The following is a 24,007-nucleotide window of genomic DNA, read 5'->3' as shown; positions in this document are numbered from 1 at the left end:
GACAAACCGTTTTTTATCCGCGCGTACTACTCTTTTCTTTTACCCAACCGTGCAGACTGCGGGAATCACCACCATGTATATTGGCCACTTCCCGAAGCTCACACCAAAGGTGAGGTGCTCGGCTACAATACGAATGCTTTGCCATACAATTTCGCTGGCTTTTTTGGTAACCTGTATCAGGACAAGGCGGTATGGCTGCTATGCGCTGTAATAAATTCTTCTTTATCATCTTTAATTTATTATATTGGATGTAGCAACCGCCTGCATCCAGCTTGGGGAGGCGCTAGAGCAATAAGAACACCGCATTGGACAGAACCGAAGGTTTAAACAAACTAAAAACCACGCCCGTCTGGGATGTGGCCGTGATTGGTGGCGGTGCCTCCGGCCTTGGGGTTGCGCTGGATGCGCTCTCCAGAGGCTTGTCGGTGGTGCTGCTCGAGAAAGCAGACTTTGCCAAGGGCACCTCCAGCCGTAGCACCAAACTGCTTCATGGCGGCGTGCGCTACCTGGCGCAGGGCGATGTGGGCTTAGTGCTGGAGGCCCTGAAGGAGCGGGGAGGGATCATGAAAAACGCCCCGCACGTGTCGCACACACAAGCCTTCGTCATCCCTATTTATACTTACTGGGATAAATGGAAGTATAGCATCGGGCTGAAAGTATATGATCTGATGGCTGGCGGCTTGCGGATCGGAAAGTCGCAGTGGCTCTCGAAGCGCCGGACGGTGGAACGGCTGCCCACCATCCGGCAGCAGGGCCTGAAGGGGGGCGTGCTCTACTACGACGGCCAGTTTGATGATGCCCGCCTGGCACTGAACATTGCCCAGACCTGCACGGAAATGGGTGGCTGCGTCCTGAACTACATGAAAGTGACCAGCCTAACCAAGGATGAAAAAGGCCTGCTGGATGGCGTCCACGCGACGGACCAGATCAGCCAAAGCCACTATACCGTTAAAGCGAAGGCGGTGGTAAACGCAACGGGCGTGTTTGCTGACAATATTCTCAGAATGGATACCCCCGACACGGCCCGCTCCATCACGCCGAGCCAGGGAGCCCATTTGGTGTTCGACCTCTCCTTTCTGGGCGGCCAGGATGCGCTTATGATCCCGAAGACCTCGGATGGGCGCGTGCTTTTTGGTATACCGTGGCATGGCAAGCTGCTCCTGGGCACCACCGACACCGTCCGTAAAAAGCCGCAGCTGGAGCCCAGGCCGCTGGCGCAGGAGATTGATTTCATCCTGGAGAACTGCGCCAGATACCTTGTCAATCCCCCTTCCCGGGAAGATGCGCTGTCGGTGTTTGCCGGGCTGCGCCCCCTTGCCGCGGCCGAAGCAGCAGGCACCAAGACAAAGGAGATATCCCGCAGCCACAAGGTGACCGTCACCAAAAGCCAGCTTATTTCCATCATCGGCGGCAAGTGGACCACCTTCCGGAAGATGGGGGAAGACACCGTGGACGCCTTGGTGAAGCTACAGCACCTGCAGTTGCCCCGGAGCGCCTCCGCCTCAATCAAACTGCATGGCTATGAGGCCTCCGCCCCGGAAGGGCCGCTCGCGATTTACGGCAGCGACGCCTTTGGCATAAGGGAGCTGATGGCGCAGGTGCCTGCTCTTGCAAAGCCGCTACACCCGCGCTACCCCCACACCGGGGCCGAGGTGGTATGGATGGTGCGACAGGAGATGGCCCTGAAGGTGGAAGACGTGCTGGCCAGGCGGATGCGGATACTCTTTCTGGATGCGCGGGCAGCGCAGGAAATGGCCCCTGCAGTGGCGGAGATCATGCGTGCGGAGCTGGGAGAAAGCGAAGACTGGGGGCTGCGTGAGATCGCCGAATTTGAGCAACTGGCAAAAAGATACTTTATCCATCCGTAAACTAAGCAGAAGCACATATGACGCAGCCAAAACAGTACTTGCTGGCGTTTGACCAAGGCACCACCAGCTCCAGAGCCATCGTTTTTAATCGGCAGGGCAAGATCGTTTCGGACGCACAGCGCCTTTTCGAGCAACAGTTCCCCCGTCCGGGCTGGGTAGAGCATGACCCGATGGAGATTTGGTCGACGCAGGCGGCGGTGGCGGCGGAGGCGATCACCAAAGCCCGCATTTCTGCCGACCAGATCGCCGGGATCGGCATCACCAACCAGCGGGAAACAACCATCCTGTGGGACAGGAAAACGGGCGAGGCCCTCTACAACGCGATCGTATGGCAGGACAGAAGAACCTCGGCTTACTGCAACGCGCTGAAGGAGGAAGGCCACTCCGAGCTGATCAGCGACAAGACAGGCCTGATCATTGACGCCTATTTCTCCGCCACCAAAATCAAGTGGATATTAGACCATGTGGACGGGGCGCGGGAAAAGGCGGCCAAAGGAGAGGTCTGTTTCGGGACAGTGGACAGCTGGCTGATCTGGAAACTCTCCAACGGCAGCAAACACCTGACCGACATCACCAATGCCAGCCGCACCATGCTCTTTAACATTCATGCCCAACAATGGGACCAGGAGCTGCTCGACCTGTTTGATATCCCCCGAAGTATACTGCCGGAGGTGCGGTCGAGCAGTGAGGTGTTCTGCACCACCTCCGGGAAAATATTCTCGGCCAAGATCCCGATTGCCGGGGTTGCCGGAGACCAGCAGGCGGCGCTGTTCGGGCAGCTTTGCACCCAGAAAGGAATGGCTAAAACAACCTATGGCACGGGCTGCTTTCTGGTGATGAACACAGGTGACACGCCGGTGAAATCCAATAACAAACTGCTGACCACTATTGCCTGGAAGCTGGACGGCCACGTGACGTACGCCCTCGAAGGAAGCGTGTTTATCGGGGGCGCCGCTATCCAGTGGCTCCGGGACGGCATCGGGATCATCGGAAAAGCCACAGAGAGCGAAGCACTGGCCAACAGTCTGCCAGACAACGAAGGCGTATACTTTGTGCCTGCGCTTACCGGGCTGGGCGCGCCTTACTGGGACCAGGGCGCCCGCGGGGCTTTCTTTGGGCTCACCCGCGGCACCACCCCCGCTCACTTCGCCAGGGCCTCCCTCGAAGCGATAGCCTACCAGGTATACGATGTGCTCAAAGCCATGGAAAAGGACAGCGGGGCCCACATCCGGGAGCTCCGGGTAGATGGCGGGGCCGCCGCAAACAACTTCCTCATTCAGTTTCAGACAGACATTCTGAACTGTACGGTGAAACGGCCCAAAATGCTGGAGACCACCGCGTTGGGTGCTGCCTACCTGGCCGGGCTGGCGGTAGGCTACTGGAAGGATGTAGAAGCGTTGAAATCGCTGTGGGAAGAAGACCATGTGTTTGAGCCTGCCATGCCTGCGGAAACCGTGGCCCACAACCTGCACCTCTGGAAAAAAGCCGTGGAGCGAACGAAAAACTGGTTAGAATCTTAAGCTATAAACGATGCACCCATTCATGGCAGAGTATATCGGAACGGCCCTGCTGACCCTGATGGGAACAGGCGTAGTGGCCAACGTTCTTCTGAAAGGAACCAAAGGAGAAGGAGCCGGCTGGATGGTGGTCTGCACCGCCTGGGCCCTGGGCGTATTCATTGGCGTAGTGGTCGCCGGGCCATACAGTGGGGCTCACCTTAACCCCGCGGTGAGTCTGGGGCTGGCGCTGGCAGGTCAGTTCGAATGGAGTAAGGTTCCGGGGTACGTCCTCATGCAGTTTATGGGGGCTATGACCGGGGCCGCACTGGTATGGCTTATGCACAAAGACCACTTCGACCAGACGCCGGACCAGGGTCTCAAGCTTGCGGTTTTCGCCACAAACCCTGCTATCCGCAACTACCCGACCAATGTTTTGTGTGAGGTGGTTGGTACCTTTGTGCTGATCTTCGTCCTTTTGTATTTCACACCCGCCGCCATCCAGGACGACCAGGGCACGCCAGTCGGGCTGGGCTCTTTGGGCGCCATACCGGTCGCCTTCCTTGTGTGGGGGATCGGGCTCTCGCTGGGCGGCACCACGGGCTACGCCATCAACCCGGCCAGGGATTTTGGGCCGCGCGTGGCGCATTGGGTGCTGCCGATCCGGGGCAAAGGCCATAGCGATTGGGCGTATAGTTGGGTGCCTATAGTTGGCCCACTGCTCGGGGCAGCCATTGCCGCGCTTCTTTTCAAGTATATACAAATATAGGCAGCCCATACCTGTGCTGGGCACAGGCGAAGCTGCTGGAGTGAAACCAGCGCTTTATCAGGTAAAACGGAGGACTTCCCGACAAGCTGCGCGCCCGGTGCTAAACCTCAGCAACAAAAGAGCAGGAGCAAGCGAGCCATTCCGTTTTTGGTCGTGTTAAACAACTGAGGCTGTTGCAGGGGCGCTGCTGATTGATGGGTTAAACTTTAGTGCTTTCGTGCGCCAGAACTTCTTATCTTAGGTTTATGAAAAAGGCAGCTTCCGCGTAGGCTTTGCCGACCTTGCCGTTGAGCGGCGCAAGATCAAGCGTGAGTTCTTCAACCAGATAAACAAGGTGACGGACTGGCAGCCGATTTCCCGGCTCATCAATGCGCACTACGTCAAGGGCGCCACCGCCTTCATCACGCCCACCCCCCCCTCAAGCCCAAAGGCAAAACAAGATATGAAGTGGTAACGGACCGTTCACAGGAGCCACGAGAGCAGCAGGCGGAGAAGGAGGGAGAGAGCCAGCGACTACTCAAGGTGCCAAAGCCGGGCGTGGACACAGAGGGGCGCTGGATAAAGAAAGCGGGCAAGCTGCTCTACGGCTACAAGAGGCATGCGGTGACAGACACAGAGGGCATGGTGCTGCATGTGGTGACAACAGCGGCCAACGTCCATGAGATAGCCAACCTGGAGGAGGTGCTCAGGGAAGCGGGGCTGCCAAAGAACACCCCTTTCTTTGCCGACAAGGGCTATGCCTCACAGGCAAACAGGGACTTGCTGAAAGAAAAGCGGCTCAGGGACCGCATCCAGAAGAAGGCGACCCGGGGGAGAGCGCTCACAGGGCAGGAGAGGTAGTTCAACAAGCTCATCAGCAAAGTCAGGTATAAGGTGGAGCGGACCTTTGGCAGCATCCGCCGCGGGTTCAACAGCAGTCAGGCCCGCTACAGGGGGATGGCCAAGACCCATACCCATACCCAGTACCTGATGGAGGCCATGGCTTACAACTTATACCGCACACCCGGGATCATTAGGTCCTGCCGTGAAAAACAAGGGGCAAAAACAGCCCTAAAAGGGCCTGTCTCAGGCGATTCAGAGCCAATGCAGCGACAAAAACTTCAAAAAAAGAATAAATACAAGATCTCGCACCGTTTTGCAACGGTCTCGCACCGGTAACTAAAAGAAGGCATTTGGGGTAGCTAAGGAAATGAAAATCATGTTCCCCAAGTTTGACACCATAGGCATGCCCTTGCTGGGCGTGGCGGCTGCGGCCCTTTTTGTGCTAGAGTCGAGGCGGAAGCTGCGCCAGCGAACACGCCCCAAACTAACGCGCCTCTTCGAGAACGGGGGAGTGGCTGCCGCCGCCCTGCCCGCCCTGCGCCTCGTGCTGCTGCCCGGCATGTATGCCGTAGCGCAACGCGCCAACAGGCACCGGTTTGGCCTGCTGCCCCGGCTGGGGTTGCCCAAATGGGCGCGCTACGCGGCCGGGTTCCTGCTCCTGGACTATACCAACTACCTGTGGCACGTGCTGCTGCACAAGTCGGACCTGCTGTGGCGTTTCCACAACGTGCACCACATCGATCTGGACCTGGACCTGTCCACTGCCTGGCGGTTCCATATCGGCGAGAACATCGCCTCGCTGCCTTACCGGGGTGCAGCGGTGGTTCTTATTGGGGTGCCCGCGCCGCTTGTGCTGTTTTACGAGGTTATCTTCGAGGGCTGCACGGCCTTCCATCATACTAACCTGCGCCTGCCCTTCCACGTGGAGCGGCAGCTTTGCCGGGTGATGGTCACGCCGCGGATGCACGGCATACACCACTCCATTGTAGCCCAGGAGACAAACAGCAATTTCTCCGTCATCTTCTCGTGGTGGGACCGATTGCACCGCTCGCTGCGCCTGAACGTGCCGCAGCAGGAGATTACCATCGGCACGCCTGCCTACCGCGACCCGAAGGAACAGACGGTGAAGCAACTGTTTCTGCTGCCTTTTGCGCAGCCCCGGCCCTGGCAGTTGCCAGACGGCACCGTGCCCGAGCGCGAAGCCAAGCTCCCGCCCACCACGCTTGTTCCCTAACTGGTTCTAAGTAAGCTTACTAAGGAGGTATAAGCCGGAGCAGGGGGCAGGGATTTTAACTTCGCCACGCACTATTAAGTATAACCCGTAACTTTACCCGTAAATGTATATATGGAGCAAGTGAAAGGAAGACTGATTGCACTGGGGGGAGGAGACGACGAAAGCCTGATAAAATTAATCCGGTTGAATATCTGTGAACTCACCTCGAGGATCGAAGTGATTGCCACGGCCACACCCCTGCCATCCGATGCGGTCGTGTCGGGGAATGCGTATAAAGAGGCTTTTGAGGAACTGGGCTGCAGCCAGGTGCATTTCATGCACATCGATGAGTTGCACCCCGCCGACACCCCCGACCACCTGGCCCGCATACAGCAGGCGGATGTGATCTTTTTTACTGGCGGCGACCAGGTGCGCCTGGCAGGCTTCCTGAACGGCACGGCGCTGCTGGACCTGATGCGCCACCGATATAAAACCGAGGACATCATTATTGCTGGCACAAGTGCTGGGGCTGCCATCATGTCCGACAGGATGATTTACAATGGGTATGGCCACTATTCCCTTATCAAGGGCGAGATGAAAACGGCTGAAGGCTGCTCCCTGATCAAGCGGGTATACATCGACACGCATTTTGCGGAACGCGGTCGCTTTGGCCGCCTCGCGCACGCCATCGCCCACGACCCCGACTACGTGGGCATCGGCCTGAGCGAGGAAACCGGCATCATCATCAAAGCCGGGGATCAGGTGGAGGTCTTCGGGCCAGGCGTGGTAACGATTATCGACGGGAGTCAGATACGTTTTTCCAACACCCGCACTGTGGAAGAAAATGACCCGATTGCCGTGGAGAACCTGAAAATGCACCTGCTGGTGCACGGTTACCGCTACTGCCTGCGCGAGCACCTCTTCCAGCCGGTGCCCCGGGCAGAGCGCGTTGCACCGCAAGCGCTGCCAGAAACAAAATAGCACACTCTTTTTGGCCATCCCGGCCGCATGCTTAAGCCACTGTTTTCCGGTCTTCTTTCTGCAGGTCCATGTTGATGGCGACACCCGCTTTGGCGCCTTCGGCTGCAGCCACAATCACCATCTGCATGTCGCGGGCGGCGTCGCCGGCTACGTATAGCCCCGGTATATTGGATTGCTGCAGTCGGCGGGTTTTGATCACGCCTTTGTTGGTAAACTCACAGCCCAGCATCTTGCCCAGCGCGGATTGCTGTTTGGTGCCTTCGGAGAAGAACAGGGCCTGCTGCGCCCGCTTTTCGCCGCCCTGCACCACTATGTGCCGCAGCATGCCGTCCTCTCCCTCTAGCTGTGTGATTTTCTCTCTGGCCACCTTTACCCCGTTCAGCTCCAGCAATTCCAGGTCGGAGCGGCGCAGTTTGTCGGTGCCGTCGGTATAAAGCGTCACGTCGGCGCTCCAGTTTTTCATAGCCAGGGCCTGCCCGATACCGCTACGGCCTTTGCCATACACGGCAATGGCTTTGTCGCGGCTCTCCCAGCCGTCGCAGTAGGGGCAATGGTGGATGCTCTTGCCGTAAAATTCCTCAAAGCGCTCCAGCTGGGGCCAGTTGTCTTTGAGGCCAGTGGCCAGCAGCAGCTTGCGGGTATGGTATACCGTGCCCTCGGCGTCGTTCACCACAAACTGCCCTTTGCTGTAGGTGGCAGAGCTTATCTCAATGTCTTTCATCTCGATGCTGTACTTTTGCAGCTCGGCCCGGCCCTTCTTTATAAAATCCCGCGGATTCATACCGTCGCTGGTCAGGAAGCCATTCATGTTGTCGGACCAGCGGTTGCGCGGCTGGCCCCCGTCAAACACGATCACTTTCCGCCTCGAGCGCCCCAAAATCATTGCCGCGTTCAAACCGGCCGGGCCGCCTCCTATCACAATCACATCATACATAGCTCTCTTGCTTTTTCTGAGCACATGTAAACGTAGCAGCACAGAATAAGGTAGCCCGCATCGGGAATAAATTAGCCTTGGGGAGCCAGCCTCCCCCACGTGCGCCTGGCTGCGAGACCGGATCACGCCCTCACGAACCTCACCGGGCACTTGCAGCGCAACAGGGTGCAGCGGAAGGTGCGTGACCGCCCTCTTTTTTCGACTCAAACTTAAAAATATTTGAAAAACAGGCTTGCGCATCGCTTGGGATATAATATATTTGTTTACATCAGTACAACCTCTACATCTATTAAAATAGCTTATATGAAACGCAGAATTTTAGCCCTATTGGGAGGCACGCTTCTCTCCGCCTCAGCCATGGCAGGCGGGTATCAGGTAAACCTGGCAAGTCAGCGGCAGGTGGGCATGGGCCATACGGGCACCGGTATCCAAACCGGCACGGCCAGTATTTTCTTTAACCCGGGGGCCATGAGTTTCATGCGCGAGAACGGGGTAACCATCGGCGCCAGCCTGATCAACTCCAGGATCGCTTACCGCGCCCCGGAGCCAACCAACACCACCGCCCTGGCCGACAACGACTTCGGCACACCGTTCCAGGTGTATGGCGTGTTCGGGATAAATGAGAAAATCAAGGTGGGCCTCGGGATTTATACCCCTTTTGGCAGCGGCGTGAGATGGGGCGAGGAGTGGAACGGCAAGTATGGCCTGAATGAGATTGACCTGAAGGCCGTTTACTTCCAGCCAACGGTGAGCTACCAGATCACGGACCAGCTGGGTATAGGGGTTGGCTTTGTGGTGGCAACTGGTGGTGTGAACCTGCAGCGCGTGTTGCCTGTGCAGGGGCAGGATGGCCAGGAGGGCAGCATTGAGCTGGACGGCGGCGCCGAGACGGCCTATGGCTTTAACGCCGGGGTATACTTCGAGCCGACCGAGCAGCTCTCGATAGGTATAAACTACCGTTCAAAAGTCGACATCAAAGTGAATGACGGAAGCGTGACGTTCAGGAATATACCCGCTTCGGCGATGGGCAACTTCCCGGACGGGACGGAGTTCTCCGCCTCGCTGCCAATGCCATCCACGCTATCGTTGGGGGTGGGCTTTAAGCCCACGGACCAGCTGACCCTCGCGGTGGACGTGAGCCGCGTGCAGTGGAGCGCTTACGAGAACCTGCGCTTCGACTTTACGCAGCCTGTGGCAGGCAGCACGGTGTCGGAGAGCGACCGCAAGTATGAGGACGCCATGATCTACCGTATCGGCGGGGAGTACCAGCTGAACGAGGCCCTGGCCTTGCGTGCCGGTGCCTACTATGACCAGACGCCCGTGCAGGACGGCTACCTGACGCCTGAAACCCCAGACTCTGACTCACGCGGCCTTTCTGTAGGGGTGGGGTATAAAGTTTCCGACAATTTTAGCCTGGACGCCTCTTTCCTGTACATCAACAAGGCCAAGCGCACCGATGCGGCAGACAAGTCGAGAGGTATCGCGGGCACGTATAAATCCATCGCCTACATCCCTGGCCTGGCGGTCAATTTCCAATTTTAACTCCCTACACGAAGATGAAAAATATATTCTATAAATACAGTGTGCTGGCCCTTTCTGCCGGCGTGCTGCTTACCAGCTGCGACCCTGAGATTGACGCGCCGAGTAAAAGCTCAGGGGAGGCGGATTTCGCGAAGTACGTGGCCGTGGGCAACTCTCTTACAGCAGGCTTTCAGGACAATGGCCTGTACCTGGAGGGGCAGCGCAGCTCTTATCCCGCCCTCATGGCGAATCAGTTTGCGGAAGTGGGAGGCGGCAGCTTTGTGCAGCCGCTCTTCACAGAGGCCCAGAAAAACGGCTCTGGCTACCTGAGGCTATCCGGGTTTACCGCCACAGGCAGCCCAATCACTGAAACTGTAACCGAAAACCGCGCCATCCGGAGCGCAAGCCCGGTGCTGTTTACCAAGTTTACAGACCCGGTTCAGAACCTGGGCGTTCCGGGCCTGAAGGTGGCCGACATTAAGGTGCAGGGGTATGGAAGTGCGCAAGGCAACCCATACTTCGAGCGGATTACACCGGATGCACAGGCAGGCCAGACATACCTGCAGCGCGTGCAGCAGTCCACGGATCATACCTTCTTCAGCCTCTGGCTCGGAAACAACGATGTGCTGAGCTATGCAACCTCGGGAGGGGCATCAACCGCAGCTTCCAATGCCATCACCCCTGTTACCACGTTCGACGCAAACTACGCGGAGCTGGTCGGTGCACTTATGGCCAACGGCCAGGAAGGCATCCTGGCCACCATCCCGAATGTGGCAGGTATTCCTTTCTTTACCACTGTCGGCCCCCGCGTGAAGCAAACGCTTACCGATAACAACGTGCCAGGTATGGTGGCGATCACGGGTGCAGGTAAAGATCGTGTCCAGTTCCTCACCTCCCAGATTAATGCCTCTGAGAATGGGGTCCTGTTTACCCTGACGGGTGCTTCGTATGCCGCGCTGCTTGGTCAGCCAACTGGCAAGTATTGGAGAGATCTGGCTAAGCAGGTGAGCCCCAGCCAGGATCCATTGATCATAAAAGGCACATTAGCTCAGCTGCTGTTTAACTATAGCATAGACACCACGCAGATGTTCGGCTTTTCCGGAGGCAACCCGTGGCCAAGTGCGCTGCTGCTGGATGTGAACGAGCAGAACAACGTGAAAGCCGCTACTTCGGCCTTCAACACGATCATCAAAGCCCAGGCCGAGGCCAGAGGCCTTGCCCTGTGGGATGCAAACGCTTATTTCAACACCATCCAGACTGGCTTCGGCAAAAACGGCGCGGCCTACTCTCCGGCCTTCATCACGGGCAATCTGTTCTCGCTGGACGGCGTGCATTTAACCCCAAGAGGGTATGCGATAGCGGCCAACGAAATGATACAGGCTATTAACGCCAAGTATAACTCGAATGTGCCTCTAGTGGACGAGACGCAGTATCGGGCCGTGCTACTGCCCTAACGCAAACGCAACTAAAAGTAAAAAGCACCTCCCGCAAGAGAGGTGCTTTTTTTGTGTCTGAATCAGGATTTGCAGGCTGTATGATGAACAGGATGTTTTCTGGGTATAAACTTCAACCTTATACCCAGAAAACATCCTGCCTGTAATTAAAGAAGATACTAATCCTGCAAATCCATACCCCTCTAGTGGGCTTCCAGCCAGTTCTCGCCAACGCCCAGTCCTACTTCCATCGGCACGCTCAGCGGCAGGGCGTTTGTCATCAGCTCCACGATTTTGGGGGTCACGATCTCCACTTCCTCTTTCGGAACATCAAACAGCAGTTCGTCATGCACCTGCAGGATCATGCGCGTCTGCAGCTTCTCCTGCTTCAGGTAGTCCTGTATATGGATCATCGCGATTTTGATGATGTCGGCGGCGGTGCCCTGTATGGGGGCGTTGATGGCGTTGCGCTCGGCAAAGGCACGGACGGTCTGGTTGCGCGAGTTGATGTCGCGGAGGTAGCGGCGGCGGCCCAGCAGCGTTTCGGCATACTCCAGCTCCCGCGCCTTCTCAATGGTGGTGTCCATATACTCCTTCACCGCCGGGAACTCCTGAAAGTACGCCTCGATGATATCGGCCGCCTCGCGGCGCGGGATTCCCAGGCGCTCTGCCAAGCCGAAGGCCGAGATGCCGTAGATGATCCCGAAGTTTACCGTCTTGGCCTTGCGGCGCATCTCGCTGTCGACCTGCTCCAGCGGCACGTGAAACACCTTGCTGGCCGTGGACGCGTGAATGTCGATGCCATTCCGGAACGCCTCCTTCATCGTAGGGTCATCGCTGAAATCGGCCATGATGCGCAACTCGATCTGGGAGTAGTCGGCCGAGATGATCAGGTGCTTGTTGTTGCGGGGCACAAAGGCCTTGCGTATCTCGCGGCCGCGCTCCGTCCGGATCGGGATGTTCTGCAGGTTCGGGTTGGTGGAGCTTAGGCGGCCTGTGGCGGTCACGGCCTGGTTAAAGGAGGTATGCACGCGGCCATCGAGGCTGCAAACCAGCTGTGGCAGCGCATCCACGTAGGTAGACTTCAGCTTAGATAGTTCGCGGTGCTCCAGGATCAGGCGCACCATCTCGTGCTCGCCCGCCATCTTCGAGAGAATCTCCTCGCCGGTGGCATACTGGCCGGTCTTTGTTTTCTTGATCTTCGACTTTCCGTGTAGCTCCAGCTTGTCGAAAAGTATCTCGCCCAGCTGCTTGGGCGAGCCGATGTTAAACTGCTCCCCGGCAATCTCAAAAATGCGCTTCTCCAGCCCCGAGATCTCAGCCTCCAACTGAATGGAGATATCAGCCAGCGCGTCAGAGTCGATGCTGATGCCCTCTTTCTCGATGTCGGCGATCACCTGCACCAGCGGCGTTTCCACGTCCCGGAAGAGCTTGGTGAGGCCCTGCTCCTGCAGCAGCGGCTCAAAATACTGCTTCAGCTGAAGCGTTACGTCGGCATCCTCGCAGGCATAGTCCTTTATATCCTCCGGCTCCAGGTCGGCCATGGTTTTCTGGTTCTTGCCTTTCGGCCCGATCAGATCGGTGATGGGCACAGGGGTATAGTTCAGGTATGTTTCGGCCAGCACGTCCATGTTGTGGCGCATCTCGGGCTCCAGCAGGTAGTGCGCCAGCATGGTGTCGAAGATCGGGCCCTGCACCTCCACATCGTAATTCTTCATCACCAGGATGTCGTATTTGATGTTCTGGCCGATCATGGCGATGTTAGGGTTCTCGAGCACAGGCTTAAACTCGGCCACAATGCGCTTCGCCTCCTCCTGGTCGTTGTCGGGCACCGGCACGTAATACGCCTCGCCGGGGCGGTAGCAGAACGACATACCCACCAGCCGGGCCGTGATGGCGTCGATGCTCGTCGTCTCTGTGTCGAAGGATATCTCATCCTGCTTCAGCAGATACTTCAGCAGGCTCTGGCGCAGCTCCGGCGTGTTGATGAGGTGATAATTCGTGAGTGTCGTGTTCAGGGTATGGAGCGTAGCCGGCGCTTCGTCTTCGGCTACAGCAACTGCCTCTGCAGGGGTGCTTGCGCCAAACAGCGAGGTCTGGCTCTGGTCGGAGGCCTTGCGGCCGCGCGCTGGCCTGGCAGCCGGTGCCGTGATCGCCGAGGCGAGCGTTTGCCCCAGCACGCGCTGCGCCAGTTGCCGGAATTCCAACTCCGCAAAAAGCTCCGTGATCTGCTCCTCGTTCGGGCCGTCATAATGCAGGGCCTCCGCGCTGAACGGCAGGGGCACGTCGCAATGGATGGTGGCCAGCTCTTTCGACAGCATACCCTGATCGGCGAAGTTCACCACGTTCTCTTTCTGCTTGCCTTTCAACTGGTCTGCATTCGCGATCAGGTTCTCCACAGAGCCAAAGCGCTGGATCAGCGCCTTGGCGGTTTTCTCGCCGATGCCCGGTATACCCGGAATGTTGTCCACGGCGTCGCCCTGCAGGCCCAGGATGTCGATCACCTGCTCCACGCGTTCAATCTCCCACTTATCCAGCACTTTCTGCACATCCCATACCTCCACGGCGTTGCCCAAAAAGGCGGGCTTATACAGAAACACATGCTCCGTCACCAGCTGGCAGTAGTCCTTGTCGGGTGTCATCATGTACACGTCAAATTCCTCTTTCTCGGCCCGGCATGCCATGGTTCCGATGATATCATCGGCCTCATACCCATCCAGGATCAGCACCGGGATGTTAAAGGCCTCCACAATCTTCTTGCAATAGGGTATGGCAATAGAGATGTCCTCTGGCATGGCCTGCCGATTGGCCTTGTAAGCGGCAAAGTTGTCGTGCCGGAAGGTTTTGGCTGCCGAGTCGAAGGCGACGCCGATGTGGGTGGGCTGCTCTTTCTGCAGCACCTCCACCAAGGTGTTAGTAAAGCCCAGGGCCGCCCCGGTGTTCATACCCTTCGAGTTGATGCGCGGGTTCTTGCTAAAGGCAAAATGCGCACGGTAGATCAGGGCCATGGCATCTAGCAGAAACAGTTTTTTACGTGGTTCGCTCATGGGATAAAGATACTTAATTTTCGGCAATAGGTGCCAGTGGGCACGCCAGTTGCATGGCCCTTCGCTATGCAGAAAAGTGGGCTATGCGTTATCTCAGGCCCAGCCCGACTACCTGAAGCGTGCACAGTCTGTGGCCTGGTTCTACAAACTGTGGAAAATGTCTACACTTTTTTACGGCATACCTAAAACCCGGGTGTTGGAGTTATTTGCCGTAAGGCGTTGGAGAGTAGTTTGTTAGGAGATGAGGGTCTTTTTGGCACAGTTATGTCATATGGGCTTTGCAGAACACACAATACTGAAACCTGAAAAGGGAAATGAACAAAGCCGCTGTTTTACTTCTTGCACTCACACTATCAGGCGCATGTGCGCTGGAGGCCAACGCTCAGTACAGTTACGTGCCCTCAACGCAGGCACCATTAGCCAGCATGAGGCTGCAAGAGGCCCCTGCCAAGCAGCATATCTCGAAAGAGGAGCTGCCCAAGAGTATCCGGAAAGCACTCAAAAGCGATGTGCTGACCGTGTGGGAAGTGAGCGATGTATACAGAATAGCAGACGCTAATGATGGCAAAGCCACATATGAAGTGTACTTCATCAACGCGGAGCACAACAGGGCCATTGCCCGTTACGACGAACACGGAAACAGCGTGACAGACTAAAGACTAATAACAGAATCTAACCTAAACCAAACAACAGATGACAAAACCTTACACCTTCGCCGGAGCGTTCACGGATGTGAACACCGAGGCAAAACGAGCAGGCCCTGAGGCAAGCATGGTAGCGTAGCTACCCCCAACTGGTGGCAAGCCGCTGGTTGTCAAGCTATAAAGCTTCATTTATAAGTTATTTATGAGATTGTTTCTGTTGGCGCGGAGACTTTCTCAGAGAGAAAGCTTCCGTTGGCGCGGGGGCTTTTTCTGTTTATGGGCACAGCGACACAAAAATGCCAGGGTAGGTGCTACGTGCATTATTGCAAGCTGAAGTGTGGTTTTTGGCGGTGAATGGCGAACTTAGGGGCGACGATAGAACAATCGGGGTACCTTTGTCGTTATTTAATTGCTTCGTGCCCATACGTAATTCACGTGCACTTTAGTTACACGAATTTATGCCTAAAATATTATTAATTGATGACGACCCTGCTTTCTGCATGATGCTGAAGGCATTTTTGCAGCGCAAGGATTATGAGGTGGAAACGGCTTTTACAGCCAACGATGGCCTGCGCCTGCTCAAGTTGTCTTCTTTTAACCTGGTGCTGACAGACTTCCGCCTTCCAGACAAAGATGGCCTGGAGCTGCTGCCTCAAATCAAAGTGCTCGCAGAAGATGTGCCCGTTATCCTGATGACCCATTATGCTGATATCCGCACGGCGGTCAGGGCCATTAAAATGGGTGCTTTCGAGTACATCACCAAACCCATCATCCCGGACGAGACCCTGCTGGTTATACAGAACGCCCTGCACAAAAAAACCGAGGCTACCGACGAGGCAGCACCGGCAAGCGTTCCGGATAGCCCGAAGTTTGTGATGGGCAAAAGCCGCGAAGCAGCCCAAATCGAAGAGTTCATTTCTTTGGTGGCCCCTACCTACCTCTCCGTGATTATAGAAGGCGAGAGCGGAACGGGCAAAGAGTATGTGGCCCGCATGATCCATGAGCGCAGCAAGCGCCAGCATATGCCCTTTGTGGCCATAGACTGTGGGGCGCTGTCGAAGGAACTGGCCGGGAGCGAGCTTTTCGGCTATCTTAAGGGGGCGTTCACGGGAGCCATGAAAGACACACTGGGGCAGTTCGAGGCCGCTGAGGGCGGCACCATCTTCCTGGACGAGATCGGGAACCTGCCCTACGAGGTGCAGGTAAAGCTGCTGCGGGCGTTGCAGGAGCGCAAGGTGCGCAAAATCGGCAGCACCTCAGACACAGACGTGGATGTGCGTGTGCTGGCCGCCACCAACGAGGACCTGCAACAATCGGTAGCCAACGGGCAGTTCCGGGAGGATTTATACCATCGCCTCAACGAGTTTAAGATAAATGTGCCGGCGCTACGCGAGCGCGATGGCGATGTGACCTTGTTTGCAAAACACTTTATGCAGCAGGCAAACCGCGAGATGGACAAAAGCGTGGCCGGCTTTAGCATGGAGGCAGAGGAAGTGCTGCTCAACTACAGTTGGCCGGGCAACCTGCGCGAGCTGAAGAACGTGGTAAAGCGCGCCGTGCTGTTGGCAAAGGGCGAGCTGATTACGATGCAGGAGTTCCCTGTCGAAATAGTATCCAACGCTCCCGCTGCTGCATTTGCCAAAGAAAACCCGCCATTGGCTCCCATAGACAATACGGCCATGTATGGCGGCACAGACCTCAAGAGCATCAATGAGCGCAACGAGAGGGAAATGATCCTGCAAATGCTGGAGCGTGTGAAGTACAACAAGTCTAAGGCGGCGCGGCTGCTGAACATTGACCGCAAGACCCTCTACAACAAGCTGAAACTATACGATATCGACGCTTAATTAGCCTCCTGCGGCACAGGTCTCAGCACTTCCAGTTCCTGCTGTATAGCTGTCAGCGCCTGCTGCACACCCTGCGCTGTTCTCGCCGCCGCTGCCTCTAACTGCTCGGGCACCACCTTGCCGGTATGCAGCACTTGCTCTAGCTCCAGTAGGTCCGGGGTAATCGTGTGGGCATTCAGGTGCTTAAAAGTCGTCAGCATCTTGTGCGCTATCTCTCCCGCTTTTACCCAGTTTCCCGCTGCGGCCTCAACCTGCAACTCCTGAACGTTTTGCCGCTGATCTGCCACCAACACCTCCAGCACTGCGGCCAGGGTCTCGTTGTCCGGGCCAATGAAAAGGCGCATCTCACTCAAATCGTATAGTTTGCCTGTGGGCGGGGCGGCGGCAGCCAGCTGCGGTGTCTCTTTCTTCATAGCCTGTTGCTTTATACCCTGTGCAGATGTGGCAACAGGCTGGGCAGCGGGTATGGCTGGTAATGCAGTCGCCAGTATCTGGTGCAGTTCTTCCTCGGTAAAAGGCTTCAGGAGGTGGCCGGAGATAGCCGTGTTTTTGAAGAAGTCCTCCTCGTTGCTCAGAATGTTTGCGGTCAGGGCCAGGATCGGAACGTTCTTGTCGTGTTTCCGGATGTTCCGGGCAACGGTTTTGCCGCTCATGCCAGGCAGCTGAATATCCGTCAGTACCACGTCGAACCGTTGGCGGAGCACGTGGTCCATCGCTTCCTGCCCATCGTTTGCCAAGTGCACATGCATTCCCCAGCGTGTCAGGATGAGTTCACATAGCTTGCGGCTATAGGCGTCGTCGTCGATCACAAGGGCCGTAAAGTTCTGGAAAGTCGTGGACTGCGGCGTGAGGGTGTCGGTCTGCACAGGCAGGGCTTCCTTTGACACCTTCAGGGGTAGCACAAATGTAAAGGTTGTGCCCTGATGCTGCTCGCTGTGCACGTTTAGCGTGCCTCCCTGCATCTCCACCAGCTTCTTGCTGATGGACAGGCCCAGCCCGGTGCCGCCATACTTCCGGAGGATGGAGTCGTCGGCCTGGTTGAACTCTCCGAACACATGCTGTATCTGGTCTTCTGAAATGCCGATGCCCGTGTCGGACACGGCAATACTCACCACCGCCCTGGTGCGCCGAATCGTTTTGAGCCGCACGCTCACGAGCACCTGCCCTTCGTGCGTGAATTTGATGGCGTTGTCCACGAGGTTAAACAGCACCTGCTTCAGGCGCAGCGCATCCCCTTGCAGCACATCCGGTATAAGCTCGTCGGTGCGCGTCAGGAAATGAATGCGCTTGCTTGAGGCTTTCAGCGCAAAGGCATGCTCTACCTGCTTTAGCAGCTGTTTCAGGCTAAATACGGAATGGTGGATGTGGAGCTTGCCGACTTCGATCTTGGAGAGGTCCAGCACGTCGTTAACGATGTGCAGCAAGTGCTCGCCTGCCCCATTCACGGCTTGCAGGTGCTCCTGCTGCTGCGGCAGCAGCGGGGTATGGCGCAACTGCTGCGAGAAACCCAGGATAACGTTGAGGGGCGTGCGCATCTCGTGGCTCATGTTGGCCACAAAGGCCTCTTTGGCATTGGCCAGCTGCACGGCGTCCTTCTGTGCCTTTATCAGCTTGGCTTTGTAGTTGTTGCTGCGGGTAAGGTCGCGGAGGATGACCAGTATAAAGGCCAGCCCGGCACCCAGCCCCAGCACGCCGATCAGCAGCAGCACCCCGGAGGTTTCCTTGGCCACAGCCCTTGCCTGCCGCGAGTTCTGCAGCATCTGCTCCTGCTCGTTGCGCTCCAGGGCATACATCATGCTGCGCACCTGGTCCATGATGTGCTTGTCTTGCTGCAGCAGGGTGAGCTCCTTGGCTTGCAGCAGCTCTTTTTTCTCATCAGACTCCCGTTGCACGTTATGCAGGATGCGGCGCACTTTGGCCAGCGGGGCTACCCGGGTGGCTGTGGCGCTGGTATCGATCTTGATCTCTTGGGTCACGTTCAGCTGCGGCACAATTACTTTAGGCGGCGGCGCGGTCTTGCGGTCTTCCTTTTCTTTTTTGGAAAACAGCTTGTTCAGAAAACCGCGCTTGGGCTCTTCGTATTTTGTGGATTCCTCTTCCTGCGGGGAGGCCTCCTCCTCTTCGGTTTCTTCCGGGTTGATGGTAAGCCTGTCGGAGATGGTGGTGGTGGTATGCTGCTTGATGGTGGTGGACAACGGCTGCTCCTGCACGGTGGAGGCAATCTGGCGCATGGCCTTGCCCGAGTAGTCGAGGCTTTGCTGTTCTTTCTTCAGGGCCACGTACTGCTCCAGGCTTTTTTGCTTGGCGTCCAGCAGCGTCGCAATCGAGTCAAGCTGGGCTATTTCCTGGGGGTTGTCCTGCATCATCTGGCGCAGCGAGCCAATCTGGTTCTCAATAGAGCCGAGGTGATCGAGGTAATCTTTAAAGTGCTCCTGCTTCGTGGTCAGGGTATAGGCCCTTATCGAGCTTTCCGCTGTGGAGATCGTGGCCAGCGTATACTGCATCTCGGCCAGTTTGCTGTTTGGCCTGGAGAGCACGTCGACGGAGCCAAGCAGTTTGGTGAAGCTGGTATAAGTGAGGTATATGGCGGCCAGCACAATGCCCAGCGCCAGTAAAAAGCCCACGATCACTTTCGATTTTATGCTATCTCCGAATATCCTCATGCGTAATGTGCTGTGCCTTAAAAGCTGCGAAGTTCCTATAACGCCAAAATAACCGAAATGATTGCAGATCGGCTTTAAGTTCTGGCCATGCGCAGGGCCAGTCGCTGAGAGGCAGTTGCCGAAGCTATACACCAGAGGCGGCAGCGTGGTCCTTCCATGCTGCCGCCTCTGGTGTATAGCTCCGTTGCAAAAGTAATTCAGGCGTGCTGCCTGCCTTCCCGGCTCGCCGTAGGGTATGGCTACCAGCTGCTGCTGGCTCCGCCGCCCCCGAAAGAGCCTCCGCCGAAGCCACCAAAACCTCCACCGCCTCCGCCTCCGCCAAACATACCACCGCCTGAGCGGAAAGTGCCGAAACCGCCGGGTACAATGACAGGGCCGCCAAACGTTCGGGAGTATCTGTTGCCTTTGCGGCCACCCCCACCGCCTCTTCTGGAGATGATGAAAAGTACGATGATCACGATAATCACAATGAACATCAGGGAAGGCCCTCCCTCGCCGTCGCCGGTATCAGCGGTTGGGTCAGACTGGTAGGCGCCGCTGGCCAGGCCAATAATCAGGTTTGTGGCCTCGTTCAGCCCTTTGAAATAGGCGCCCTGCTTAAAGTTGGGCTTAAGCGTGTTCTCCGTGATCCGCTTGGCGATGGCGTCCGGCACGTAGGCCTCCATACCATACCCCGTCTGGATTGCGACACGGCGCTCGTTCTTGGCTACCAGTATAATCAGGCCGTTGTCGTTGTCTTTGGTGCCGACTCCCCAGCGCTCGCCCAGTTCCGCGGCATATTGGTTGGCATCGTAGTCGCCAATGGAGGTAACGGTGATGATCACGATCTGGGTTGAAGTGGTATCGTTGTAATTGACCAGCTTCTGCTCCAGTGCCTGTTCCTCCTGGGCGCTCAACATGTCGGCCAGGTCGTTTACGAGCCGTGGCGGGTTGGGCCTGGGAGGGAAGTCATTGCTCTGTGCCAACGCCGCGAAGCTCAGCAAAAAAAGGTAGTGTACTAGGAAGTGCTTCATAAGGATGGGTTAGTCGCCGAACGAGATGTCGTCGCTCAGTTCGTTGATGTCGCCTTTGGGGTTGTAAGGGAAGTGGGACTTTAGTTGCTCGCCAGCCATCAGGATACCTTTCGACAGCCCCTCCGCGTATTTCTTCTCCTTAAACTGCCGGACCACTTCAGCGGTAATGTCCTCCCAGAAGTGCTCGGGCACGATAGCGTTTATGCCAGCGTCACCCAAAACGGCAAACTGGTGGTCGTCGATGGCCACGTAAAACAGCACGCCGTTGCGCAGCTGGGTCTTGTGCATGTGCAGGTCCGCGAACACCTCGGTGGCTCTGTCCAGCACGTTGCCGCTACAGTTGGTTTCTACGTGCACCCGTATCTCTCCCGACGTGTTTTGCTCGGCTTCGGCAATGGCTGCCATAATCTGCTGCTCGTCGGCTGGGGTTATCGTGTCTTTGGGCATAAATCTGATTGTTGATAGCTGGTTGTTACTTGTTGACTGCGTTTATCAAAATAATCAACAAGTAACAACCAACAATTTAAAACTGTACAGTAGGAGCGGTCTGTGCGCCGGCCTCTGCCTCGAAGTGGCCTTTGCGCTCGAATCCGAAGATGCCGGCCATCAGGTTATTGGGGAAGGAGCGGACCGTGGTGTTATAGTCCTGCACGGCCTCGTTGAACTTGCGCCGTTCCACCGCAATGCGGTTTTCCGTGCCCTCCAGCTGCGCCTGCAACTCCAGGAAGTTCTGGTTTGCCTTCAGCTCGGGGTAGGCCTCTACGGTGGCTAACAGCCGCGACAAGGCCCCGGACAGCTGCCCCTGCGCCGCCTGAAACTTCTGAATGTTCTCTGGCGTCAGGTTGTCGGCGCTGATGTTGACGCTGGTTGCCTTGGCGCGGGCCTCAATCACCTGAGTCAGGGTCTCCTGCTCAAAGTTGGCGGCCCCCTTCACGGTGTTCACCAGGTTGGGCACCAGGTCGGCGCGCCGCTGGTAAGCGTTCTGCACATTGGCCCAGGCCGTCTCTACCGACTCGTCTTTCTGCACCATCGTGTTATAGCCGCACGACGATTGCGATGCCAGTATTACAAATCCGATCAGGTAAAAAAACAGTCTTTTCATAAGTGGGGGTTGTATGGTTTTTTATACGTTGCGCTCCGCTAATGCAGGCGATATGAGTACGAATTTAAGAAAGCAACGTTAAGCAACGCAGCAAAACAGGCAGAAATTAACATTTGCGCGCTGTTTCCTGTTAAGAGCATGTATAAAACTCAGCTTTTAGGCTGCAAACTATCTATACCACGAATCTGAAGTCCGGCAACTGTGGTTATGAAAACAAATCCATACCTGCTTTATCGATGCTGCTGCAGGCAATGTGCGGCACAAGGCTCCGAGCTACGGCAGGGTGGATGTTTGCGGTGCGAAGAGGCCACCAAATGACTGCCCGGCATATGGCGGCAGCTGTTGAAGTTACAGACATCTTTTGATATATTGCCATAAATGTAAAGTGTATGAAAGCAATCATCCCGGTAGCAGGCGTAGGTTCACGGCTCCGGCCACACACGCACACGCAGCCTAAATCGCTGGTGCCTGTGGCCGATAACACGATTATTGGCCACATCATCGAAAAACTGCTGGAAGCGGGCATACAGGATTTTGTGTTTATCATCGGCTACCTCGGCGAGAAAGTGGAAAGCTATGTGCGCGCCAAGTACCCCCAGATAAACGCCGAGTTTGTGGTGCAGGAGCCGCGTGAGGGACTGGGCCATGCCCTGTGGGTGGCCCGCCATACCTTTGAGCAGGAGGAGAGCGTGCTGATTATACTCGGCGACGCGATTGTGGACGTGGACCTGCAGGCGATCATCAAAGCGCCTTACTCGGTGCTGGGCGTGAAGAAGGTGGCCAAGCCCTCGCTTTTTGGCGTGACGGAGGTGGGCAACGACGAGTTTATCACCAAACTGGTGGAGAAGCCCAAGATCCCGAAATCTAACTTCGCGCTGGTAGGGCTCTACAAAATAATGCAGCCGAAGAAACTGATTGAGTCTATCGGCTATATCATCGAAGAGGACATCCGCACCCAGGACGAGTACCAACTGACCGATGCCCTGATGCACATGGTGAAGCGAGGGGAGAAGATGGTGACCTGGAGCGTGGACCACTGGTTTGACTGTGGCCGCAAAGAAACGCTGCTGGAGGCAAACGCCACGCTGTTGAACCGGCAAAAATCTAAGGATCAGAACAAAGGCAACACATACCCAGGCTGTATCATTATACCACCCGTGAGCATCGGCACCGACTGCGCGATCTATAATTCCATTATCGGTCCTAACGTGGCCATCGGCGACAACGCCACCATCGAGAACTGTATTCTGAGCAACTCCATTATCGGGTCGTATGCCGAGCTGCGCTACGCCGTGATGCAGGATTCCATCATCGGCAGCGACGCCATTTTCAAGGGCTTCAGCCACAGCCTCAACATCGGCGACAGTACGGAGATTAATTTTGGGCAGTAGCGAGGGGCTATTGCCTTCCTCGTTCATTGCCATTTAAGCCAGTTTCAGCTTTTCGAGAGCGAACTTTTTCATCTGCATGAAAGCACCATAAGGTGCGGCTTCCTGAGCTTGTCCGTCAAACTACAGGCAGGGATAAATGTGGTTTGTCATACACTTTTCCTCGTTTGGTACAAGAACGGTAGTATGGTATGGATGTTTGGTTTAAGTTAACGGACTTGTGCAGCCGAAGTCTGTGGCGTAGCTAATGTTTAGGTGTTGTTGGTCAAAGTGATTTATTTAAGGATTTAAGTTTCTTGACACTTAACATTCCTTTTTTATTTACATTCAAAGTCAATAACCTGTGTGGTATCTATGCTTCCTCTCTTAATTTGGAAAATAAGGCTACCTTCCTTTTTCACTACTGAATCTCCTACCTCTAAGTAGTTATAAAAGGTTGGCTTCAAAAGCGCCCAATGACTCAATAAAGTGTCCTGTCCGTTGTAATATCTAAAGTACCTTATACCTCTACTGTCCTCAAATTTGTCTGTGACAACGCCATTAATAAACTCTCTTTGTAATTTTTGTTCTTCTTCACAATTATCTTTGTTAACCATGTTATTAATTATCTCCTCGAAATTTACAACATGAGGTAAGACGAAAGAGTATATTAGCACCCATATAATTAGTACTAATAGGGACCATTTTTCTTTTAACAACTTCTTGGGAATCATTAATTACTATTTTTACCAACGGTATTTGTGTAGCAGAATGGCGCAGCGTTAGCAAGCCGTACTGCTAAACTTTGTTACCTCCAGTTGTTTTTAATTTTCCCTTCATCTGTAACTGGTAGAGAAACATCTGCAGAATTAACAGCAGCATGAAGAGCAGTTGGCTTGAATCAAACCCCTTAAATATTATATGGGCTATTACAGCTATTAAAGCAAATGCAAGGATTCCTGTGTTTACTTTATATGCAATCTTTAAATATCCCTTCTCCTTCCATTCATCCCAGCTGTCAATCGTCCTTACACGCTTAGTTTTGTTAATGCTTAACAACTCATAAATCAACTTGTGAACATCTCCTTGAAGAAACTTCATGTTATTGATAGGAATATCTTCCTGATCTGTTTTGATATTCTTTAACAGCATGCCCCGTTCGATCACTAAGGTATGAATGCTGCTGCATTGTACAGGGTGTATTTCTTTATAATAAATGATATTACGATAAATTTTATAGGGGGTATGAGATGAACAAAAGCGGTGTCAACCAAGCTTAAAGGAATA

Annotated in this window: 20 protein-coding genes; 12 read left to right on the top strand and 8 right to left on the bottom strand. The window is 55.5% G+C overall.

Annotation, left to right across the window (positions count from 1 at the left end; translation table 11 throughout):
* Window positions 1–305 precede the first annotated feature (305 nt).
* The 7 genes from MKJ04_RS20245 to MKJ04_RS20220 all read left to right on the top strand — a co-directional run bounded on the left by MKJ04_RS20245 (window position 306) and on the right by MKJ04_RS20220 (window position 7,149).
* A complete protein-coding gene (locus MKJ04_RS20245; protein WP_241643641.1) occupies window positions 306–1,868 on the top strand; it encodes a glycerol-3-phosphate dehydrogenase/oxidase in 1,563 nt (520 codons plus the stop codon).
* A gap of 17 nt (window positions 1,869–1,885) precedes the next feature.
* On the top strand, window positions 1,886–3,388 hold the full coding sequence (glpK, locus tag MKJ04_RS20240; RefSeq protein ID WP_241643639.1) for a glycerol kinase GlpK: 1,503 nt from the start codon (window positions 1,886–1,888) through the stop codon (window positions 3,386–3,388).
* Between the two features lie 10 nt (window positions 3,389–3,398).
* Window positions 3,399–4,133, top strand: coding sequence for an MIP/aquaporin family protein (locus tag MKJ04_RS20235; RefSeq protein WP_241643637.1), 735 nt, complete (start codon window positions 3,399–3,401; stop codon window positions 4,131–4,133).
* Between the two features lie 447 nt (window positions 4,134–4,580).
* Window positions 4,581–4,973, top strand: a complete 393-nt coding sequence (locus tag MKJ04_RS22990) for a transposase (protein WP_410896839.1) — start codon at window positions 4,581–4,583, stop codon at window positions 4,971–4,973.
* Window positions 4,974–4,985: 12 nt separating this feature from the next.
* Window positions 4,986–5,291 carry a transposase gene (locus MKJ04_RS22985; protein WP_410896840.1) on the top strand — a complete coding sequence of 102 codons (306 nt, stop codon included), beginning with the start codon at window positions 4,986–4,988 and terminating at the stop codon, window positions 5,289–5,291.
* A gap of 40 nt (window positions 5,292–5,331) precedes the next feature.
* The gene (locus MKJ04_RS20225; protein ID WP_241643635.1) at window positions 5,332–6,189 is read left to right on the top strand and encodes a sterol desaturase family protein; all 858 of its coding nucleotides are present in this window, start codon (window positions 5,332–5,334) and stop codon (window positions 6,187–6,189) included.
* A gap of 111 nt (window positions 6,190–6,300) precedes the next feature.
* Window positions 6,301–7,149 carry a cyanophycinase gene (locus MKJ04_RS20220; protein WP_241643634.1) on the top strand — a complete coding sequence of 283 codons (849 nt, stop codon included), beginning with the start codon at window positions 6,301–6,303 and terminating at the stop codon, window positions 7,147–7,149.
* A gap of 31 nt (window positions 7,150–7,180) precedes the next feature.
* Here the strand turns inward: MKJ04_RS20220 and MKJ04_RS20215 are convergent, their stop codons facing one another.
* Entirely contained in the window at window positions 7,181–8,290 is a 1,110-nt protein-coding gene (locus MKJ04_RS20215; RefSeq protein ID WP_241643632.1) for an NAD(P)/FAD-dependent oxidoreductase, read from the bottom strand.
* 96 nt (window positions 8,291–8,386) lie between these two features.
* On the opposite strand from MKJ04_RS20215, the gene MKJ04_RS20210 reads away from it, so the two are divergent.
* The gene (locus tag MKJ04_RS20210; RefSeq protein ID WP_241643630.1) at window positions 8,387–9,625 is read left to right on the top strand and encodes an OmpP1/FadL family transporter; all 1,239 of its coding nucleotides are present in this window, start codon (window positions 8,387–8,389) and stop codon (window positions 9,623–9,625) included.
* Window positions 9,626–9,639: 14 nt separating this feature from the next.
* Window positions 9,640–11,058 carry an SGNH/GDSL hydrolase family protein gene (locus MKJ04_RS20205; RefSeq protein ID WP_241643628.1) on the top strand — a complete coding sequence of 473 codons (1,419 nt, stop codon included), beginning with the start codon at window positions 9,640–9,642 and terminating at the stop codon, window positions 11,056–11,058.
* 182 nt (window positions 11,059–11,240) lie between these two features.
* On the opposite strand, the gene polA is transcribed toward MKJ04_RS20205, so the two are convergent.
* Window positions 11,241–14,084: a DNA polymerase I gene (gene polA, locus MKJ04_RS20200; protein WP_241643626.1), complete on the bottom strand. Its 2,844-nt coding sequence runs from the start codon at window positions 14,082–14,084 to the stop codon at window positions 11,241–11,243.
* Window positions 14,085–14,509: 425 nt separating this feature from the next.
* On the opposite strand from polA, the gene MKJ04_RS20195 reads away from it, so the two are divergent.
* Entirely contained in the window at window positions 14,510–14,740 is a 231-nt protein-coding gene (locus MKJ04_RS20195; RefSeq protein WP_241643624.1) for a hypothetical protein, read from the top strand.
* A gap of 446 nt (window positions 14,741–15,186) precedes the next feature.
* Window positions 15,187–16,575 (top strand): sigma-54-dependent transcriptional regulator, encoded by a 1,389-nt coding sequence (locus MKJ04_RS20190; RefSeq protein ID WP_241643622.1) that lies wholly within the window; start codon window positions 15,187–15,189, stop codon window positions 16,573–16,575.
* Here the strand turns inward: MKJ04_RS20190 and MKJ04_RS20185 are convergent.
* The 4 genes from MKJ04_RS20185 to MKJ04_RS20170 form a co-directional block, all read right to left on the bottom strand.
* Window positions 16,572–19,238: an ATP-binding protein gene (locus MKJ04_RS20185; protein WP_241643621.1), complete on the bottom strand. Its 2,667-nt coding sequence runs from the start codon at window positions 19,236–19,238 to the stop codon at window positions 16,572–16,574. The genes MKJ04_RS20190 and MKJ04_RS20185 overlap by 4 nt on opposite strands.
* 239 nt (window positions 19,239–19,477) lie before the next feature.
* Entirely contained in the window at window positions 19,478–20,251 is a 774-nt protein-coding gene (locus tag MKJ04_RS20180; RefSeq protein WP_241643619.1) for a TPM domain-containing protein, read from the bottom strand.
* A gap of 9 nt (window positions 20,252–20,260) precedes the next feature.
* On the bottom strand, window positions 20,261–20,698 hold the full coding sequence (locus MKJ04_RS20175; protein ID WP_241643617.1) for a TPM domain-containing protein: 438 nt from the start codon (window positions 20,696–20,698) through the stop codon (window positions 20,261–20,263).
* Between the two features lie 76 nt (window positions 20,699–20,774).
* Window positions 20,775–21,353: a LemA family protein gene (locus tag MKJ04_RS20170; RefSeq protein ID WP_241643615.1), complete on the bottom strand. Its 579-nt coding sequence runs from the start codon at window positions 21,351–21,353 to the stop codon at window positions 20,775–20,777.
* Window positions 21,354–21,742: 389 nt separating this feature from the next.
* On the opposite strand from MKJ04_RS20170, the gene MKJ04_RS20165 reads away from it, so the two are divergent.
* Window positions 21,743–22,744, top strand: a complete 1,002-nt coding sequence (locus MKJ04_RS20165; protein ID WP_241643613.1) for a sugar nucleotidyltransferase — start codon at window positions 21,743–21,745, stop codon at window positions 22,742–22,744.
* Window positions 22,745–23,058: 314 nt separating this feature from the next.
* On the opposite strand, the gene MKJ04_RS20160 is transcribed toward MKJ04_RS20165, so the two are convergent.
* The gene (locus MKJ04_RS20160) at window positions 23,059–23,337 is read right to left on the bottom strand and encodes a hypothetical protein (RefSeq protein WP_241643611.1); all 279 of its coding nucleotides are present in this window, start codon (window positions 23,335–23,337) and stop codon (window positions 23,059–23,061) included.
* 181 nt (window positions 23,338–23,518) lie between these two features.
* Entirely contained in the window at window positions 23,519–23,821 is a 303-nt protein-coding gene (locus tag MKJ04_RS20155; protein WP_241643609.1) for a hypothetical protein, read from the bottom strand.
* Between the last annotated feature and the right edge of the window lie 186 nt (window positions 23,822–24,007).

This window comes from Pontibacter sp. E15-1, assembly GCF_022601975.1.
GTDB lineage: Bacteria > Bacteroidota > Bacteroidia > Cytophagales > Hymenobacteraceae > Pontibacter.
The sequence above is the reverse complement of the archived record's forward strand: the minus strand, read 5'-3'. Positions and strand labels throughout refer to the sequence as shown.

What these genes read in the sequence shown, in the direction of transcription:
- MKJ04_RS20170 (WP_241643615.1), bottom strand. Translation starts at nt 21,353, where the DNA reads ATGAAAAGACTGTTTTTTTACCTGATCGGATTTGTAATACTGGCATCG.
- MKJ04_RS20190 (WP_241643622.1), top strand. Translation starts at nt 15,187, where the DNA reads ATGCCTAAAATATTATTAATTGATGACGACCCTGCTTTCTGCATGATG.
- polA (WP_241643626.1), bottom strand. Translation starts at nt 14,084, where the DNA reads ATGAGCGAACCACGTAAAAAACTGTTTCTGCTAGATGCCATGGCCCTG.
- MKJ04_RS20235 (WP_241643637.1), top strand. Translation starts at nt 3,399, where the DNA reads ATGCACCCATTCATGGCAGAGTATATCGGAACGGCCCTGCTGACCCTG.
- MKJ04_RS20180 (WP_241643619.1), bottom strand. Translation starts at nt 20,251, where the DNA reads ATGAAGCACTTCCTAGTACACTACCTTTTTTTGCTGAGCTTCGCGGCG.
- MKJ04_RS20165 (WP_241643613.1), top strand. Translation starts at nt 21,743, where the DNA reads ATGAAAGCAATCATCCCGGTAGCAGGCGTAGGTTCACGGCTCCGGCCA.
- glpK (WP_241643639.1), top strand. Translation starts at nt 1,886, where the DNA reads ATGACGCAGCCAAAACAGTACTTGCTGGCGTTTGACCAAGGCACCACC.
- MKJ04_RS20205 (WP_241643628.1), top strand. Translation starts at nt 9,640, where the DNA reads ATGAAAAATATATTCTATAAATACAGTGTGCTGGCCCTTTCTGCCGGC.
- MKJ04_RS20185 (WP_241643621.1), bottom strand. Translation starts at nt 19,238, where the DNA reads ATGAGGATATTCGGAGATAGCATAAAATCGAAAGTGATCGTGGGCTTT.
- MKJ04_RS20175 (WP_241643617.1), bottom strand. Translation starts at nt 20,698, where the DNA reads ATGCCCAAAGACACGATAACCCCAGCCGACGAGCAGCAGATTATGGCA.
- MKJ04_RS20160 (WP_241643611.1), bottom strand. Translation starts at nt 23,337, where the DNA reads ATGGTTAACAAAGATAATTGTGAAGAAGAACAAAAATTACAAAGAGAG.
- MKJ04_RS20195 (WP_241643624.1), top strand. Translation starts at nt 14,510, where the DNA reads ATGAGGCTGCAAGAGGCCCCTGCCAAGCAGCATATCTCGAAAGAGGAG.
- MKJ04_RS20225 (WP_241643635.1), top strand. Translation starts at nt 5,332, where the DNA reads ATGTTCCCCAAGTTTGACACCATAGGCATGCCCTTGCTGGGCGTGGCG.
- MKJ04_RS20210 (WP_241643630.1), top strand. Translation starts at nt 8,387, where the DNA reads ATGAAACGCAGAATTTTAGCCCTATTGGGAGGCACGCTTCTCTCCGCC.
- MKJ04_RS20155 (WP_241643609.1), bottom strand. Translation starts at nt 23,821, where the DNA reads ATGAAGTTTCTTCAAGGAGATGTTCACAAGTTGATTTATGAGTTGTTA.
- MKJ04_RS20220 (WP_241643634.1), top strand. Translation starts at nt 6,301, where the DNA reads ATGGAGCAAGTGAAAGGAAGACTGATTGCACTGGGGGGAGGAGACGAC.